Here is a 17,279-nt window from a genome sequence, read left to right on the forward strand (position 1 = left end):
ATGGCGCCCGCTCTGGTGCTCCGCGACGGCCGGGTGTGGGACGGCGTCTCGGCCGAGGCGCGCCCCGCCGACGTGGTGTGCGCAGACGGCCTGGTGCGCGAGGTCGCCGAACCGGGCACGGCGCGGGCCGGTGCCGACGACATCAGCGTGGACCTGGCGGGCGCCACGGTGCTGCCCGGCCTGGTCGACTCCCACGTGCACCTGGTGTGGGACGGCAGCACCGACCCGGTCGCGCACGTCGCCCAGGACGGCGAGCAGCTCACCGCCGTCCGGGCGGCCGAGCACGCCCGCGCCTACCTGCCCGCCGGGATCACCACCGTCCGCGACCTCGGCGGCGACTGGGACATCGCGATCACGCTCGCCGCGGCCGTGGACCGGGGCCACCTCGACGGGCCCGCGATCGTGGCCGCCGGCCAGACGGTGATCATGACCGGCGGCCACGACCCGTTCTGGGGAATCCCCTGCGACGGTCCGGACGCCGTGGTCCGCGGTGTCCGCGGCCAGGTCGCCAAGGGCGCCGGGGTGATCAAGACCGCGGCCACCGGCGGCGTCTACGGCCGGTCCCACGGCGAGGAGGTCGGCGCCAGCGAGCTGACCTACGAGGAGTTGGCCGCCCTGGCCGGGGAGGCGCACCGCCGCGGGCGCCGGGTGGCCGCCCACGCGCTCGGCGAGGACGGGGTGCGCAACGCGGTCCGGGCGGGGATCGACACCGTCGAGCACGGCGTCTTCCTGGCCGAGGACGTGGTCGAGGAGATGGTGCGCCGGGGAACGGTGCTGTGCCCCACCGCGGAGGTGTACCGGCGGATGGCCGACGGCCGGGCGCCCGGCTACGCGGTGCGCAAGGCGCGCGAGGTGGTCGAGGCGCACCGGCGCAGCGTCGCCCTCGCGATCGAGGCGGGCGTTGCGGTCATCGCCGGGACCGACGCCGGCGCGCCGGGCATGGCCCACCCGAGTCTCGTCGACGAGATCACGACGCTGCGGGACTACGGCCTGAGCCCGCTGCAGGCGCTGAAGGCGGCGACGTCGGCGGCGGCCGACGCGCTCGGGATGCCCGGCGCCGGCCGCGTGCGTCCGGGCTCCCCGGCCGACCTGGTCCTCGTGGACGGCGACCCCTTCGCCGACCCCGGCCTGCTGCGCAGCCCGTGGGGGGTGGTGCGCCGCCAGTCGCTGCGGTGGACCTGACCCGGGCCCGTCGCCCATCGGGGAGCGCCGAGACCGCCGGCGCCGGTGCCGGTGCTGCAGGCCGGCGGCCGGGGTGCACAGGGGCCGCCCGGTCCGCCGTCGGTGCCGCGGGGCCGCACGAGAGCGGCCCGGCGGTCCTGCGCAATCACCCGCCGCGCGCCGCGCGCACGGAGCGGCGGAGCTCCGCGGCCAGTTCGGCCCAGGTGGCCGCCTGCCGGGCCCAGTCCGGGATCGCGCGGGGGTCCTCCGTGCCGCCTCCGCCGGTGAACAGGTAGCGGTAGGGCACGTTTTCCAGGTGGCGCAGCACGTCGATCCGGTCGTCGACGAAGTGCGTGATGCCCAGCCGCTCGCACACGGGCGCCTTGTCCGCGCGCTCGGGGACGAAGTGCAGGCGGTCGCCGGTGATGCCGGTGCGCTCGGTGAAGCCGTGCAGGTCCAGCCAGCGCCGGGTGCGGTCGGCGGTGGCGGGCTTGGCCTTGGACACCAGGTAGACGCGGTCGCGGAACGCGTCCCGCGCCAGTCCGGCGAGCGCGTCGAACACGCCGGGGACGGCCGGGGTGAGCATGGGCGTCTCGCCGAAGAACGAGGTGTCGTGGTCGTCGGCGGTCCGGTGGATGACCACCCCGCCGATGTCGACGCCCAGGACCGGCGGGCGCTCCGCGCCGCCCGCCCCGACCGATCGCCGCCTGTGCGCTTCCACCGTCCCCCTCGCCCGCTGCCGTGGCCCGGCCGCCCTCCGCGTGTGCCGCTACGCCGGCACGTCGAGCTTCTCCTCACTGATCACGATGCCGTCGTCGTCGCTGTAGAGCCAGGTCTCCGGCGCGAAGACGACGTTGCCGAAGGCGACGGGGGAGTCGAGCGCCCCGGCCCCGGTCTTGGCGGACTTGCGCGGGTTGGAGCCCAGCGCCTTGATCCCCAGCTCCAGGCGGCCCAGTTCGGCGACGTCGCGCACGGCCCCGTTGATCACGACGCCCGCCCAGCCGTTCTCCTGCGCGGACTTGGCGATGAGGTCGCCCATCAGCGCCGCACGCAGCGAGCCGCCGCCGTCGACCACCAGCACCCAGCCCTCGCCGGGCTGGCCGAGCTGCTCCTTGACCAGCGCGTTGTCCTCGTGGCACTTGATCGTGGCGATCGGCCCGTGGAAGGCGCTGCGAGCACCGAACTGGCGGAACTGCGTCTCGCAGCTGGCCAGCGCGTCGCCGTGCGCGTCGATCAGGTCGGCGGTGGCGAAGACCTCGGTCATAGGGCGCTTCCTTCGCAGTCGGTGTGCCGTGCCGTCACAACCTACTGATACCGCGCCGAGGGCCGGAAACGCGGGGCGCGACCGGCGTCGGCCCCCGCGTGTCCGCGACCCGCGGGTGCCGCGACTACAGCAGGTGGGCGCGCAGCACATCCGACAGCTCGGTGCGCTCGGCGCACGCCTCGAACCGGAACGACGCCGCGAGGGCGCGGGCCTCGTCCGGCGAGACGCCGGCGAAGGCGCGGTCGAACCGCTCGACCAGCGGCTCCGCCAGCAGGATGTGCCGGACGAGCCCGGCGATGTACTGCCTGCGCCCCCACGGGTAGGGCTCGAAGCCGGGGAACTCCCGGTCGAACAGGTCGTCGATCGGGTCCAGGACCGAGCGCACCCCGGCGTCGGAGCCGCCCCAGGAGTCGGTGCCCAGCCTGTGCTTGGCCTCCAGCACGTCGCCGATGCGGCGCAGATAGGGGCTGTCGGCGCGGGCGTGGACCAGGCCCTGCAGCCCGATGTCCTTGTAGGTCCACAGCGACCAGCTCGCGCCGTGCTCGCGGTAGATGTCGAGCTGGTCGGCCAGCAGCGCGAGCCGCCACTCCTCCAGAGGCCTCTCGACCGGGTAGACCGGGCCGAACTCGCCGATCCAGACGGGGGTGCCGGTGCGCCGCATGTACTCGGTGCGGCGCAGGAAGGTGCGCTCCAGCACCGAGCGGTCGAAGTACTCTCCGCGCGTGACTCCGGGGTAGCCGGTCCCGCTCGCGATGCCGGGCAGGGCGTAGTCGTGCGTGGAGTAGACGGCGTTGGGCAGCGGCTCGGCGAAGGCGCTGAAGTCGGTCGCGTAGCGGTTGCCGTCCAGGAACAGGATGTGCCGGGGGTCGACGGCCCGGATCGCGCGCTCCACGCGGGCGTAGAAGGGCGCGATCAGCTCGCCGGTGGGGTCGGCGGGCTCGTTCGCGGGGTTGTATCCGGCGACCTCGGGGCGGTCGCGGTAGCGCTCGGCGATCGCCTCCCACAGGTGCACCGCGCGGTCCTGGAAGTGGCGGTGCTGCCAGAACGCCGCGACGTGGGTGGGGTTGTCGCTGTGCCAGTGCTGGTTCTGGCATCCGGGCAGCGCGTGCAGGTCGATGATCGACCACAGGCCGTGCCGGGCCAGCGCGTCGACCGCCCGGTCGAGGCGGGCGAAGCCCTCCTCCTTCAGCTCGAAGGGGTGCAGATCGTCCTCGAAGTGCCGGTAGTTCACCGGGATGCGCGCCGAGTCGAACCCGAGCGAGGCCAGGTGCGCCGCGTCGGACTCGGTGAAGAACCCGTCGAGGAACTCGTCGAGGAAGCGCGTGCAGCCCTCCTCGCCCAGCGCGGAGCGCAGAGCGGCGCGCAGGTGCTGCTCGGTTCCGGGATAGCCGGCGATGAAGTTCTCCATGTTCAGCCAGCCGCCGATGCCGACGCCGTGCAGCGTCACCGTCGAGCCCTGCGGGTCGGCGAAGCGGGACCCGTCGACCCGCAGCCAGGGCAGTGTCGCCATACCGTCCTCCCGTCGGTAACCGGTTACCCTAACGTAGGCCGCGCACCGCGCTTTCGTCCACGGTTGTGGGAGAGGAAGCGGCGCGGAGACGGCCGAGACCGACCTATCCCGGAGGTGGCACGCGGTGCCTGTGACGATGCGCGACGTTGCCCGGCACGCCGGGGTGTCGGTCAAGACCGTCTCGAACGTGGTCAACGACTTCCCGCACGTGAGCCCGTCGACGAGGGAGCGGGTGCTGGCCTCGATCTCCGTGCTGGGCTACCGCATGAACTTCTCGGCGCGGAACCTGAGCCTGGGCCGGACCGGGATGATCACTCTCGCGGTGCCGGAACTGCGGCTGCCCTACTTCTCCGAGCTCTCCGACGAGGTGATCGTCGCGGCGGCCGAGCGCGGCTACACGGTGCTGGTCGAACGCACCGGCGGGGTGCGCGAGCGCGAGCTGGAGGTGCTGACCAGCGACCGCCGCCGGATGACCGACGGGCTGATCTTCTCGCCGCTGGGCCTGCGCCCCTCCGACGCACACCGGCTGGAGGTGGACTACCCGCTGGTGCTGCTGGGCGAGCGGGCGCTGCACGGCAGCGTGCACCACGTGGCGATGGGCAACGTCGCCGGCGCGCGGGCGGTCGGCGAGCACCTGCTGGAGCGCGGGCGCCGGCGCATCGCCGTCGTGGGCTCCTACGACACGCGCGGCGCCGGTGCCGGGTCCCTGCGGACGCAGGGGTTCACGCGGGCGCTCGCCGACGCCGGGATCGAGCACGATCCGCGGCGCACCGGCGAGGCACTGGAGTGGACGCGCACCACGGGGGCCGAGGCCATGCGCCGCGTGCTCGACCGGGGCGTCGGGGTGGACGCCGTCTACGGGCTCAACGACGTCCTTGCGCTGGGCGCGATGCGGGTGCTGTACGAGCGGGGGCTGCGGGTGCCCGAGGACGTCGCGGTCGCCGGGTTCGACGACATCGAGGAGGGCGGTTTCTCCTGCCCGAGCCTGACGACGGTGCAGCCCGGGCGGCCCGAGATCGCGCGTACCGCCGTATGGCTGCTGGTGGACCGCATCGCCCGCGGCGCGCCCGCGGGGCCGGGCGGCCGCGAGCTGGTCGTCGCACCCGAACTGGTCGTGCGCGAGTCGACCGGCGGCGCCGGCGAGCCGGCCTGAGCCTTCCGAGAAGGGACGGATCGGGGGATTGACCTCGGGCTGTCTCCGTGCTCCAATTTTCACCGGTGTAAATGTGTGTTCCACACCACAGCGCGCCGGCCGCCGCCTGCGGCGGGCGGGGGCGCGGTGCGGGACGCGCCTCGCACTCTCGGCGACCGCAACGGCCTGACGAGGGAGTACAGCTCATGCGGCAATCATCAGCCACCGGCGGGCGGGCCACCCGCCGCCGGACGACCTTCAGCCTGGCGGCGGCCCTGACGGGCACCGCCATGCTCGCCACGGCCTGCGGGGGCGGCTCGGAGACGGACGGAAAGGTGACCCTGCGGTTCTCGTGGTGGGGCAGCGAGGAACGGGCGCAGATCACCAACAAGGCGGTCGACGCCTTCGAGAAGGCGAACCCGGACATCACGGTCGAGACGGAGTCGATCGACTTCGAGTCCTACTTCGACCGGCTGTCCACCTCGGTCGCGGCGGGCGACGAGCCCGACGTGATCACCATGGGCGGCGCCTACCCGCGCGAGTACGCCGAGCGCGGCGTCCTGCTCGACCTCGCCGAGGTCTCCGAGCAGCTGGACCTCGGCGCGCTCGACGAGAAAGCGCTGTCCAACGGCGAGTTCGACGGAAGCGCCTACGGCGTGCCGACGGGCGTGAACACGTTCGCGGTGGTCGCCAACCCGGCGGTGTTCGAGGAGGCCGGGGTCGAGCTCCCCGACGACGACGCATGGAGCTGGGAGGACTACGCCGAGATCGCCGGCGAGGTGTCCGAGGGCACCCCCGGCGACGTCTACGGCTCCGAGGACCCGACCCAGCCAGACACCCTGGACCTCTACGCCAACCAGCGCACCGGTCTCGGCCTCTACGCCCCCGGGGGCGGGGTCGCCGTCGAGCGGGGCACGGTGAACGACTGGTTCGAGCTGACCACCGCGCTGGAGGAGGCGGGCGCCACACCATCGGCCAGCATGACCGCCGAGCTCGCCGCCCAGGCGGCGCCCGAGCAGACCCTGATGGGCCGGGGCAAGGCGGGCATGAAGCTCGCCTGGTCCAACCAGCTCGCCGCCTTCCGCGAGGCCTCCGGCGACGACCTCGTGCTGCTGCGCGCACCCGGCGAGACCACCTCCGCCGAGGGCACCGGGATGTGGCTGCAGGCCTCACAGCTCTACACGATCAGCAAGCGCAGCGAGCACCCCGAGGAGGCGGCCGCGCTCGTCGACTTCCTCGTCAACGACCCGCGCGCGGCCGACTTCATCAAGTCCGACCGCGGCATTCCGGCCAACCCCGAGATCCGGGAGCACCTGGAAGGCGACCTGAGCGAGAGCCAGAAGGTCGAGTTCGCGTTCGTCGACCGGATGAGCGGGCTGGTCGACGGCGACTTCGTCATCGGCCCCACGGGCTCGACCGAGTCGGTCGACCTGCTCCAGCGCACCAACGAGGCGGTGCTCTTCGGCCGGCAGTCGCCGTCCCAGGGCGCGAAGCAGTTCGTCACCGAGCTCAGCGATGCGGTCTCGTGACGCGGCCGGGGCTCCGGTCGGCGGCCCGCCCGCGGACGCCGCCGACCGGATCGACCGGCACTCCCTCGTGGCGCGCCACCGGGTCGAGACGGCGGGAATCGATCCCGACTGCGCGCTGTCGGTCGGCAACGGCGAGCTGTGCATGACGGTCGACGCCACGGGCCTGCAGACGTTCCCCGAGCACTACCCGGTCGCCGATCCGGCCGGCGGCGCTCCGGGCACGCTGCTGGGCACCCAGTCCCAATGGGGCTGGCACAGCGCGCCGCCTCCCGAAGGCGCCGATCTCGCCCGGACGGTGCGCCCTTACCGCACCCCGCGAGGAGAGGTCGGCTACGTCGACTCGGGGCCGATCGACGGCTCCGACGACTCCGCGCTCGACGAGGGCGCCCGGTGGCTGCGCGCCAACCCCCACCGCCTGGACCTGGCACGCATCGGGCTGGTGCTGGCCGACGGCGGCGGCCACCGGGCCCCGCGGTCCGCGGAGCTGGCCGGATGCCGCCAGGTCCTGGACCTGTGGACCGGCGTGGTCGCCAGCTCGTTCTCCGCCGGCGACCGGTCGCTGCGCGTACGCACCGCCTGCCATCCCGGCGAGGACACCGTCGCCGTGCGCATCGAGCACACCGCGGGCCCGCCCGGGATCGGCGTCCGCATCGCCTTCCCCTACGGGTCGCAGTCCTGGAGCGCCGCCGCCGACTGGTCGCGCCCCGATGCCCACACCAGCGACGTCGAGCCGCTGCCCGGCGGAGCCCTGGTGCGGCGGCGCTTCGACGGGCGGGGCGAGGCCCTCTACCGCGTGCGCGTGCGGACCTCGCCGGGGGCCGAGGTCACCGCTACCGGCGAGCACGAGGCGGTGGTGTCGACCGCGGCCGGCGCGCTCGACGTGGCGGTGACCCTGGTCGGCGGCGACGGCGGCGACCCGCAGGGCGCGGCGGCCGCGGAGGTGTTCGCGGCGAGCCGGGAGCACTGGCCCCGGTTCTGGAGCCGCGGCGCGGCGCTCGACCTGGCGGGCAGCACCGATCCGCGCGCCGCCGAGCTGGAGCGCCGGACCGTCCTCTCGCAGTACCTCGCGGCGATCCAGTGCGCGGGCTCCCTCCCTCCGCAGGAGACCGGGCTGACCTGCAACAGCTGGCGCGGCAGGTTCCATCTGGAGATGCACTGGTGGCACGCGGCGCACTTCGCGCTGTGGGGCAGGCCCGACCTGCTGAACCGCAGTATGGGCTTCTACCGCAGCATCCTGCCGGCGGCGCAGCGCACGGCCGCCGCGCAGGGCTACCGGGGCGCGCGCTGGCCCAAGCAGGTCGGCCCCGACGGCCGCGAGAGCCCCAGCGGGATCGGCCCGTTCCTGCTCTGGCAGCAGCCGCACGTCATCCACTTCGCCGAACTGCTGCGGCGGGCGGGCGGCGCCGAGCCCGGTGAGCAGGCCGAGCTGGCCGACGTGGTCGAGCAGACCGCGCGCTTCATGGCCGACGTCGCCGAGCCCGCCGCCGACGGGTTCTCCCTGGGCCCGCCGCTGGTCCCGGCCCAGGAGTCCTACGCCGGCATCCGCGACCGCGCCCACGACCCGCCCTTCGAGCTGGCCTACTGGGCCTGGGCGCTGGGGGCGGCCCAGCGGTGGCGGATGTCGGCTGGGGCGGCGCCCGAGCCCTACTGGGACGAGGTGCGCACGCGGATGCGCCGCCCGCTGGTGCGCGGCGGCCGCTACGCCGCGATCGCCGTCGAGCCGTTCACGGTGCGCGCCGACCATCCGTCCATGGTCTACGCGCTCGGCGTCGTGCCCCCGTCCGGCGTCGTCGATCCCGAGACCGTACGGGCCACGCTGCACGACGTGCTTTCGGACTGGGACTGGGAGAGCACCTGGGGCTGGGACTACCCGGCGCTGGCCATGACGGCGACCCGGCTGGGCGAGCCGCACACGGCCGTCGACGCGCTGCTGCGCGACACCCCGAAGAACCGCTACCTGCCCAACGGCCACAACCGCCAGACCGCGAGCCTGCCGCTCTACCTGCCCGGAAACGGCGGGCTGCTGGCCGCCGTGGCGCTGATGGCCGGCGGGTTCGACGGCGACGGCGGCGTACACGCCCCCGGCTTCCCGCGCGACGGGACCTGGGCGGTGCGCCGGGAGGGCTTCGTGCGATCGCCCTGACAACGGCGCCCCCGGCACACCCGCGCCCGGCACCCGGACGCACACGACGCGACACCCGACGCGAAGGAGACACATGACCGAGATCCGCCGGTACGCCGTGGTCGGCACGGGGGCGCGCGCCCGGTTCTTCATCGCCGCGCTGGCCGGCACCTACGCCGGCTCCGCCGAAACGGCCGCCTGGTGCGAACCCAACCCGGCGCGGATGGACGCCGCCGACGCTCTCCTCGCCGAGCACCGGCCGGACGCGCCGGCGCCCGCCCGCTACGCGCCCGCGGAGCTGGAGCGCATGGTCGCCGACCGGCGGATCGACACCGTCGTGGTGACCAGCCCCGACTCGACCCACGCCGAGAACGCCGCCCGCGCCATGCGGGCCGGCGCCGACGTCGTGCTGGAGAAGCCGCTGACCACCTCGGTCGCGGGCTGCCGCGCGATCGCCGAGGCGGCGGCCGAGACGGGCCGCTCCCTGGTGCTGACGTTCAACTACCGCTACTCGCCGCGCAACGCCGCGCTGAAGGAGGTCCTCTCCTCGGGGCGCATCGGCGAGGTGACCTCGGTCCACTTCGAGTGGGCGCTGGACACCATGCACGGCGCCGACTACTTCCGCCGCTGGCACCGGGAGAAGGCGCGCTCGGCCGGGCTCTCCGTGCACAAGGCCGCCCACCACTTCGACCTGGTGAACTGGTGGCTGGCCGACGCGCCCGAGTGGGTCTTCGCGGGCGGCGGCCTGCGCTTCTACGGCGACGCCAACGCCCGCGCACGCGGGCTGGGCGAGCGCCCCGAGCGCGGGACGACCGACCCGCCCAGCACCGACCCCTTCGCCCTCGACCTGCGCGCCGACCCGGTCCTGCGCTCCCTGTACTGGGAGGCCGAGGCCCACGACGGCTACCTGCGCGACCGCGACGTGTTCTCGCCCGGCATCACGATCGAGGACAACGTGTCCGTGCTGGCCGGCTACCGCGGCGGCGCCCTGCTGACCTACTCGCTCAACGCGCATAGCCCATGGGAGGGCTACCGCGTCTGCGTCAACGGCACGGCCGGGCGCGCCGAGCTCGACGTGGTCGAACGCAGCGCCGTGCTGCCCGGCGCCGACGGCCGGTACGTGCTCGACGCCAGCTCGGTCGCCGACACCGCCGACGGCGAGGCCCGCCGCCGGGGCGCGTGGCTGACCGTGCAGCGGCACTGGGAGAAGGCGCAGCCGGTGCCCATCGCCGACGACGGCGACGGCGGCCACGGCGGCGGCGACGCCCTGCTGCTGGAGGACGTGTTCGGCGTCGCCGCGCCCGACCCGCTGGGGCGGCGGGCCGGGCTCGGCGACGGGCTCTCCTCCGTCGCCGTCGGCTTGGCGGCCAACGCCTCGATGGAGTCGGGACTGCCGGTCCGCATCGCCGAGCTCGGGCTGCCCGAGCCGGCCGAGGCCTCCGGCGGCCCGTGGGGGCAGGCGTCGGGGAGGCACCATGTCGGCGATCGGTGAGCTCGCCGCCCTGCGGCGCACCAAAGCCGGCCGCGCCGGGACCAGCCCGGCCGAGCGCGGCGACAACCGGGCGGCGCTGGTGTTCCTCGCCCCGTGGTTCGTCGGCCTGGCGCTGATCACCGTCGGACCGATCACGGCGTCGCTGTACCTGTCGTTCACCGACTACAGCCTGCTGGACGCGCCCGAGTGGACCGGACTGGAGAACTACCGGGCGATGGCCGAGGACCCGCGGCTGTTCACGTCGCTGCGGGTGACCTTCACCTACGTCTTCGTCTCCGTGCCGCTGCAACTGGCCGCTGCGCTGGGGCTCGCCCTGTTCCTCGACCGCGGGCTGCGCGGCCTGCCGATCTACCGCTCGGTGTTCTACCTGCCCTCGCTGCTGGGCGCCAGCGTGGCCGTCGCGATCCTGTGGCGGCGGATCTTCGGCAACACCGGGCTGATCAACCAGCTCCTGGCGCTGTTCGGGATCGACGGCCCCGGGTGGATCGCCCACCCCGACTACGCGCTGGGCACCCTCATCGTGTTCAACGTGTGGACCTTCGGCTCGCCGATGGTGATCTTCCTCGCCGGGCTGCGCCAGATCCCGCGGCACCTCTACGAGGCGTCGGCCATCGACGGCGCCGGGAAGCTGCGCCGGTTCCGCAGCGTCACGGTCCCGCTGCTGACGCCCATCATCTTCTTCAACCTGGTCCTGCAGACCATCTTCGCCTTCCAGGCGTTCACACAGGCCTTCGTCGTCAGCGGAGGCACCGGCGGGCCCATCGACTCGACGCTGTTCTACACGCTGTACCTCTACGAGGAAGGCTTCGCCAACCTGCACATGGGGTACGCGTCGGCGATGGCCTGGCTGCTGCTGGTGATCGTCGCGGGGCTCACCGCGGTCAACTTCCTCGTCTCGAAGTACTGGGTCTTCTACGATGACTGAACACGACCTGCTCGCCACCGACAGCCGGGCCGAGCGCCGCGGCCGGGCTCCGGCGCCCGGCGCGAACGGCCCCTCCTCCGGCGGGGTGCCGAGGCCGCGGGCCGCACTCCGCCGCGCCGACTGGCCCGGGCTGGTGCGGCGCACGGGCAAGCACGCGCTGCTGACCACCGTCGGGCTCGTGATGATCTACCCGCTGCTGTGGATGGCCGCGAGCTCCCTCAAACCCGACGCCCTGATCTTCCGCGACCCCTCGCTGATCCCCAGCGAGGTCGACCTGAGCAACTACACCCTCGGATGGACGGCGCTGGCCCACCCCTTCACCCACTACCTGCTGAACTCGCTGGTGGTGGTGGCCGGAGCCGTGCTGGGCAACCTGGTCTCGTGCTCGATGGCGGGCTACGCGTTCGCCCGGCTGAACTTCCGGGGCCGCAAGCTGTGGTTCGCCGTCATGCTGATGTCGATCATGCTGCCGATCCACGTGGTGATCGTGCCGCAGTATGTCCTGTTCTCCTCTCTGGACTGGATCAACACCTACCTGCCGCTGGTCGTGCCGAAGCTGCTGGCCACCGACGCGTTCTTCATCTTCCTGATGGTGCAGTTCTTCCGCGGGGTCCCGCGCGACCTGACCGAGGCGGCCCACATCGACGGCGCCGGCCACGCCCGGATCTTCCTGCAGGTCATGCTGCCGCTGTCCACCCCCGCCCTGGCCACCACGGCGATCTTCACCTTCATCTGGACCTGGAACGACTTCTTCAGCCAGCTCATCTTCCTCACCGACCCGGAGATGTACACGGTGCCCGTGGCCTTGCGGACGTTCGTCGACTCCACCTCCGACAGCTCGTGGGGCTCGCTGATGGCGATGTCGGTGGTCTCGCTGGTCCCGATCTTCGTGATCTTCCTGTTCGGTCAGCGGTACCTGGTCCGGGGCATCGCGACGACCGGCCTGAAGTAGGCCGCCGAGCGGAGGCGCTCCCGCCCGTGCGCACGCGCCGGGCGGGAGCGCGGCGCACCGGTCCGGGCGGCGCCGGGACCCGGGCGAACCGGCGGGCGCCTCCTGCCACACTTGGGGACGTGGGTACACGAGAGACTTCTGTTGAGCTGTTCCAGCGAGCCGGCGCCGTCGTCCCCGGTGCGGTGAACTCGCCCGTCCGCGCGTTCGGGGCGGTGGGGGGCACGCCGCCGTTCATGGCGTCGGGCGCGGGCCCCTACCTCACCGACGTCGACGGCAACACCTACGTCGACCTCGTCTGCTCCTGGGGTCCGCTGATCCTGGGGCATGCGCACCCCGCCGTCGTCGAGGCGCTGACCGAGGCCGCGGCCAAGGGGACCTCCTACGGCGCCCCCACCGCGGGCGAGGTCGAGCTGGCCGAGGAGATCGCCGCCCGCACCCCGGTCGAGCAGGTCCGGCTGGTCAACTCCGGCACCGAGGCGACCATGTCGGCGATCCGCCTGGCCCGCGCCGCCACCGGCCGCGGCAAGGTCGTCAAGTTCGCCGGCAACTACCACGGGCACGTCGACGCCCTCCTGGCCTCCGCCGGCTCGGGCGTGGCCACCTTCGCCCTGCCGGACTCGCCCGGTGTCACCGGCGCCAGTGCGGCCGACACCGTCGTGCTGCCCTACAACGACATCGCCGCCGTCGAACGGGTGTTCGCCGAGCAGGGTGAGGACATCGCCTGCGTGATCGCCGAAGCCTGCCCCGCCAACATGGGCGTCGTCCCGCCCCGCGACGGCTTCAACGCGCGGCTGAAGGAGATCGCCGCGGCCAACGGCGCGCTGCTGGTGCTGGACGAGGTGCTGACCGGGTTCCGCGTCAGCCGGTCCGGCTGGTACGGCCTGGAGGGCGTGGCCCCCGACCTGGTCACCTACGGCAAGGTCATGGGCGGCGGCCTTCCCGCGGCGGCCTTCGGCGGCCGCGCCGAGCTGATGGAGCTGCTCGCCCCGTCCGGACCCGTCTACCAGGCGGGCACGCTGTCGGGGAACCCGCTGGCCACCGCGGCCGGCCTGGCGACGCTGCGCAACGCCACCGACGACGTGTACGCGCGCATCGACGCCGCCGCCGACCAGGTCGCCTCCGCCGTGGAGCGCGAGCTGAGCGCGGCCGGGGTCGAGCACCGCGTCCAGCGCGGCGGCAGCCTGTTCACCGTCTTCTTCACCGGCGAGGAGGTCACCGACTTCGACGGCGCCCGCGCCCAGCACCTCGACAGGTTCGCCGCCTTCTTCCACGCGATGCTCGACCAGGGCGTCCACCTGCCGCCGGCCGCGTTCGAGGCCTGGTTCCTCTCGGCCGCGCACGACGACACCGCCGTCGAGCGCATTGTCGGCGCGCTGCCCCGGGCGGCGCGGGCCGCCGCCGAGGTCTGAGCGGCGCAGCGACCGGCCCTCGACGGAACCGGGCCGCGGGTCCGGCGCCCCGGGCTCGCGGCGCGCCCGAGGGGCGCCGGCCCGTTCGCGCTCGATAGATTGGTAGTGCGGCGCCGGCGCCGGCGCCGGCGCCGCCGTCGAGGTCGGCGACGCGCGTGCCGTCGGCACTCGGCACGCCGCCGCTCCGTAGCCGCCCGGCGGGCGGTCCGCGTCCCGGGCGAGCCGCCAGCCGCCCGGCGCAGTCCCACGACGATCGGAAGGGAATCGGTCCCCCGCACATGAGTACGACCACCGTTGTCCATCTCCTCAGGCACGGCGAAGTGCACAACCCGGACGGGATCCTCTACGGCCGGCTGCCGGAGTTCCACCTGAGCGAGAACGGCACGGACATGGCCGCACTGGCGGCCGAGTGGTTCACCGGGCGCGACATCGCCGCGCTGTACACCTCGCCGCTCGACCGCGCAAAGGAGACCGCCCGGCCGGTCGCCGACGAGTTCGGGGTGGGCGTCCGGCTCGACGAGCGCCTGATAGAGGCCGGCAACACCTTCCAGGGCATGACACTGTCGTCGCGCTCGGTCCGCGACGTGCAGGTGCTGCGCCGGCTCTACAACCCCTTCCGGCCCTCGTGGGGCGAGCCCTACGCGGGCATCGTGGCCCGCATGGTCGACGTCATCAAGGTGGTGCGCAAGGAGGCGTGGGGGCGCGAGGCGGTCTGCGTCAGCCACCAGCTTCCGATCTGGATGGCGCGGCGGGCGGCCGAGAAGAAGCGGCTCTGGCACCGCCCCGACCGCCGGCAGTGCAACCTGGCCAGCGTGACGTCGCTGACCTTCGAGGACCAGAAGCTGGTCAGCGTGGGCTACGCCGAGCCGGCCGCCGACCTCTACCGCCGCAGCGGCCCCCTGGTCCCGGGCGCCTGAGCCCGCGACGGCGCCGCTTGGGGCGGCGCGCGGCTCGGCGCGGCTACGCCTGCGCGCGGTGCCGGCATCAGGGGCGGCGGCGGGGAATTCGGCGCCCCGCATCCGTGTTCCGGGCCGGGGGAACGGCCGACGAGGGCGGCCGGTGCGCCGACCGCGTTGTGCCAAGCGGTAGGCTGGTCTCTCGGGTGCGGCGTCCTTCATCGGAGCGCGGTCCCGCGCGCCCGTCACTGCGACGGATCCCGCCGCATTCTTCCGCCGGTTCCGCACGCGCGCTGCCTCATGTGCAGCGGGCGGGGCGGGCCGTCGTGTCATCTGGTCCGCTGGCGAGAGGTGAGCCGTATGGGTTCCGTCATCAAGAAGCGCCGCAAGCGCATGGCGAAGAAGAAGCACCGCAAGCTGCTGAAGAGGACCCGGGTCGCGCGCCGCAACAAGAAGTAGCCGGGACGTCAACCAGAGGTCGGTCTCTCCGCGGGCACCGGGCGCTGCGGCGGCGCGGTCGCCGCGGAGACCTCCTTCTCCCGGAGTGAAGTCCCCTCGGAAGCCCCCGTCAGAACCCCTGACCGGTCTTCCGGCGGCGCGGTCCCGGCTCCGGTGCCGGGTCGGCCGCTTTCCGGGGCCGCCGCGCGGCGGCCCATGCGGCGGAGAACGCCGTGCCGGCCTGCCGAGACCGCGACGGTGGAAGCAGGAACCAGCGGGAACCCCCGAGGCAGTACCGCACCGGTCGGTACCGGCGCCGACCGGAGTCCACCGGCTTCAGCCGTGTGGACGAAGTCGATCGTGGAGGCGCGTCCAATGGGCCGCATCGTACTGGTAACAGGAGTCTCCCGCCATCTGGGAGCCCGAGTGGCCGAGACCGTGGCCGCCGACCCCGGCGTCGACCGGGTCGTCGGTGTGGACGCGGCGCCTCCGCGCCATCCGCTGGGCGGGGTCGAGCACGTCTCAGCCGACCTGCACGGCGGCAGCATCGCGCAGACCGTCGTCGACTCCGGTGCCGACACGGTGCTCCACCTGGGGCTGACTCCCGCCGGGAGCGCTCCGGGTGGAGGATCGGCCACCGGCAACGGCAACATCCTGGGCACCATGCAGCTGCTGGCCGGCTGCCAGCGCTCGGAGTCGGTCGCCCGCCTGGTCGTGCGTTCCAGCGCCGCCGTCTACGGCCAGTCCGGCCACGACACGCTGCTGTGCACCGAGGAGCGCGAGGCGCGCAGCATGCCGCGCTCCGCCTACGCGCACAACGCCGCCGAGGTTGAGGAGCACACGGGCGCCCTCGCCCGGCGCCGCCCCGAGCTTTCGGTGGCGGTGCTGCGCTTCGCCAGCTTCATCGGCCCGTCCGTGGACACCCCTCTGACCCGCTACTTCGGGCTGCGGCTGGTGCCGACGGTCCGCGGCTACGACCCGCGCATGCAGTTCATCCACGAGGACGACGGCGTCGAGGCGGTGCACCGGATGGCGCTGAGCGCCAACGCCGGCGTGTTCAACGTGGCGGGGTCGGGATCCCTGCCGCTGTCGCAGTGCCTGCGGCGGGTGGGGCGGCGGCGCTTCGCCATGCCCGAGCGCGGACTGCGCATGCTCGGCGGGCTGGCGCGGCGCGGCGAGTTCGACTACTCGCCCGACCAGCTCCGGCTGCTGTGCTCCGGCCGCGTGGTGGATGCGGGCAAGCTGGAGCGCGAGCTGGGCTGGTCCCCCGCCTACACCTCCAGCGAGGCGTTCGACGCCTACCTGAGCGAGCGAGGCGGGGGCCCGCGCCGGCACGGGGCGGCTCCTCCGCGCCGCCCGCACCGGACCCGCCCGGCGCTGGGGGCCTGAGCGCCGCGCACGCTCGGCCGGGCGCACACCCCTACCGCTCTCGCGCGCTGCGGCGCGGCGCCGCCGTCAGCGGCGTGTGCGGCGGCGCAGAACGGTCACTGCGACGCCTCCGGCCACCGCCCCGGTGAGCGCCGCGGGCACGCCTACGCGCAGGGCGGCGCGGTGCGTGCGGAACTCGTGCACCGGCCAGCCCGCCGCGAGCGCGTGGCCGCGCAGCGCGTCGTCGGGGTTGACCGCGTTGGGGCGGCCCACTGCAGCCAGCAGCGGGAGGTCGTTGCTGGAGTCGCTGTAGGCCGTGCAGTCGTCCAGGTCGACGCCCTCGCGGCGGGCGAGCGCCTCGGCGGCGGCCGCTTTGGCCGGGCCGTGCAGCAGGTCGCCGACCAGTCGGCCGGTGTAGACCCCGTCGACGGTCTCGGCCACCGTGCCCAGCGCGCCGTCCAGTCCGAGCCTGCGCTTGATGATGTCGGCCAGCTCCACCGGCGTGGCGGTGACCAGCCACACGCGCTCGCCGCGAGCGAGGTGGCGGTGGACGAGGCGGCGGGTGCCCTCCCAGATGCGGCCGGCCATCGTGTCGTCGTAGATCTCCTCGCACAGTCCCACGAGGTCGTCGACGTCGTGGCCGGCGACGAAGGCCAGCGCGGCCTCGCGTGCGGCGTTGATCTGCTGGGGCTGCTCGGTTCCGCTGGCCCGGAAGAGCATCTGCCCCCACGCGAAGCGCAGGAGGTCGCGGGTCGTGAAGAGGTCGCGTGCGGCCAGGCCGCGGGCGAAGTGGTAGATCGACGCGCCGCGCATCAGGGTGTTGTCGACGTCGAAGAAGGCGATGGGCGCGCCGGTGCGGTCGGCGCCGGCAGCCGGATCCGCCGGCGCCGGGAGGCTCCGCGCCGCGCCGCTGCGGGCCTCGGCGGCGGCCGCCGCCGAGGCCTCGCCGGCCAGGACGGCACGGCCGCGGTCGGCCCGACGGAGATAACGCCACATGCCTCCGAGCCTAAGACCCCTCCGCGCACGGCCGGACAACCCGGCGGATACCGCTCTGTGTCCGGTGAGGTAACTCACATGTCAA

15 protein-coding genes are annotated in these 17,279 nt (G+C 73.9%); 11 read left to right on the plus strand and 4 right to left on the minus strand.

Annotation, left to right across the window (positions count from 1 at the left end; all coding sequences use genetic code 11):
• The gene (locus tag ABEA15_RS09830; RefSeq protein WP_344142534.1) at nt 1-1,182 is read left to right on the plus strand and encodes a metal-dependent hydrolase family protein; all 1,182 of its coding nucleotides are present in this window, start codon (nt 1-3) and stop codon (nt 1,180-1,182) included.
• 145 nt (nt 1,183-1,327) lie between these two features.
• On the opposite strand, the gene ABEA15_RS09835 is transcribed toward ABEA15_RS09830, so the two are convergent.
• The 3 genes from ABEA15_RS09835 to ABEA15_RS09845 form a co-directional block, all read right to left on the minus strand.
• Nucleotides 1,328-1,882, minus strand: a complete 555-nt coding sequence (locus ABEA15_RS09835; protein ID WP_345556379.1) for a hypothetical protein — start codon at nt 1,880-1,882, stop codon at nt 1,328-1,330.
• 48 nt (nt 1,883-1,930) lie between these two features.
• Nucleotides 1,931-2,425, minus strand: a complete 495-nt coding sequence (gene rraA / locus ABEA15_RS09840; protein WP_344142536.1) for a ribonuclease E activity regulator RraA — start codon at nt 2,423-2,425, stop codon at nt 1,931-1,933.
• Between the two features lie 124 nt (nt 2,426-2,549).
• The gene (locus ABEA15_RS09845; RefSeq protein WP_345556380.1) at nt 2,550-3,935 is read right to left on the minus strand and encodes a glycoside hydrolase family 5 protein; all 1,386 of its coding nucleotides are present in this window, start codon (nt 3,933-3,935) and stop codon (nt 2,550-2,552) included.
• A 124-nt stretch (nt 3,936-4,059) separates the two neighbouring features.
• On the opposite strand from ABEA15_RS09845, the gene ABEA15_RS09850 reads away from it, so the two are divergent.
• The 10 genes from ABEA15_RS09850 (at nt 4,060) to ABEA15_RS09895 (ending at nt 16,219) form a co-directional block, all read left to right on the plus strand.
• A complete protein-coding gene (locus ABEA15_RS09850) occupies nt 4,060-5,088 on the plus strand; it encodes a LacI family DNA-binding transcriptional regulator (RefSeq protein ID WP_345556381.1) in 1,029 nt (342 codons plus the stop codon).
• A gap of 185 nt (nt 5,089-5,273) precedes the next feature.
• Nucleotides 5,274-6,596, plus strand: coding sequence for an ABC transporter substrate-binding protein (locus ABEA15_RS09855; protein WP_345556382.1), 1,323 nt, complete (start codon nt 5,274-5,276; stop codon nt 6,594-6,596).
• Nucleotides 6,583-8,739 carry a hypothetical protein gene (locus tag ABEA15_RS09860; RefSeq protein ID WP_345556383.1) on the plus strand — a complete coding sequence of 719 codons (2,157 nt, stop codon included), beginning with the start codon at nt 6,583-6,585 and terminating at the stop codon, nt 8,737-8,739. The genes ABEA15_RS09855 and ABEA15_RS09860 overlap by 14 nt, the downstream gene beginning before the upstream one ends.
• Before the next feature lie 73 nt (nt 8,740-8,812).
• Nucleotides 8,813-10,210: a Gfo/Idh/MocA family protein gene (locus tag ABEA15_RS09865; RefSeq protein WP_345556384.1), complete on the plus strand. Its 1,398-nt coding sequence runs from the start codon at nt 8,813-8,815 to the stop codon at nt 10,208-10,210.
• Nucleotides 10,194-11,135: a carbohydrate ABC transporter permease gene (locus tag ABEA15_RS09870; protein ID WP_344142544.1), complete on the plus strand. Its 942-nt coding sequence runs from the start codon at nt 10,194-10,196 to the stop codon at nt 11,133-11,135. The genes ABEA15_RS09865 and ABEA15_RS09870 overlap by 17 nt, the downstream gene beginning before the upstream one ends.
• Nucleotides 11,128-12,087 (plus strand): carbohydrate ABC transporter permease, encoded by a 960-nt coding sequence (locus ABEA15_RS09875; RefSeq protein ID WP_345556385.1) that lies wholly within the window; start codon nt 11,128-11,130, stop codon nt 12,085-12,087. The genes ABEA15_RS09870 and ABEA15_RS09875 overlap by 8 nt, the downstream gene beginning before the upstream one ends.
• Before the next feature lie 119 nt (nt 12,088-12,206).
• On the plus strand, nt 12,207-13,496 hold the full coding sequence (hemL, locus tag ABEA15_RS09880; RefSeq protein WP_345556386.1) for a glutamate-1-semialdehyde 2,1-aminomutase: 1,290 nt from the start codon (nt 12,207-12,209) through the stop codon (nt 13,494-13,496).
• Nucleotides 13,497-13,774: 278 nt separating this feature from the next.
• Nucleotides 13,775-14,413 carry a histidine phosphatase family protein gene (locus ABEA15_RS09885; RefSeq protein ID WP_344142547.1) on the plus strand — a complete coding sequence of 213 codons (639 nt, stop codon included), beginning with the start codon at nt 13,775-13,777 and terminating at the stop codon, nt 14,411-14,413.
• Between the two features lie 339 nt (nt 14,414-14,752).
• Nucleotides 14,753-14,851: a 30S ribosomal protein bS22 gene (locus ABEA15_RS09890; RefSeq protein WP_013155353.1), complete on the plus strand. Its 99-nt coding sequence runs from the start codon at nt 14,753-14,755 to the stop codon at nt 14,849-14,851.
• A gap of 354 nt (nt 14,852-15,205) precedes the next feature.
• Nucleotides 15,206-16,219, plus strand: a complete 1,014-nt coding sequence (locus ABEA15_RS09895) for an NAD-dependent epimerase/dehydratase family protein (RefSeq protein WP_345556387.1) — start codon at nt 15,206-15,208, stop codon at nt 16,217-16,219.
• Between the two features lie 66 nt (nt 16,220-16,285).
• Here ABEA15_RS09895 and ABEA15_RS09900 read toward each other — a convergent pair whose 3' ends face one another.
• A complete protein-coding gene (locus ABEA15_RS09900) occupies nt 16,286-17,194 on the minus strand; it encodes an HAD family hydrolase (protein ID WP_345556388.1) in 909 nt (302 codons plus the stop codon).
• Nucleotides 17,195-17,279: the final 85 nt, after the last annotated feature.

The organism is Streptomonospora halophila (assembly GCF_039542725.1).
Taxonomy (GTDB): domain Bacteria; phylum Actinomycetota; class Actinomycetes; order Streptosporangiales; family Streptosporangiaceae; genus Streptomonospora; species Streptomonospora halophila.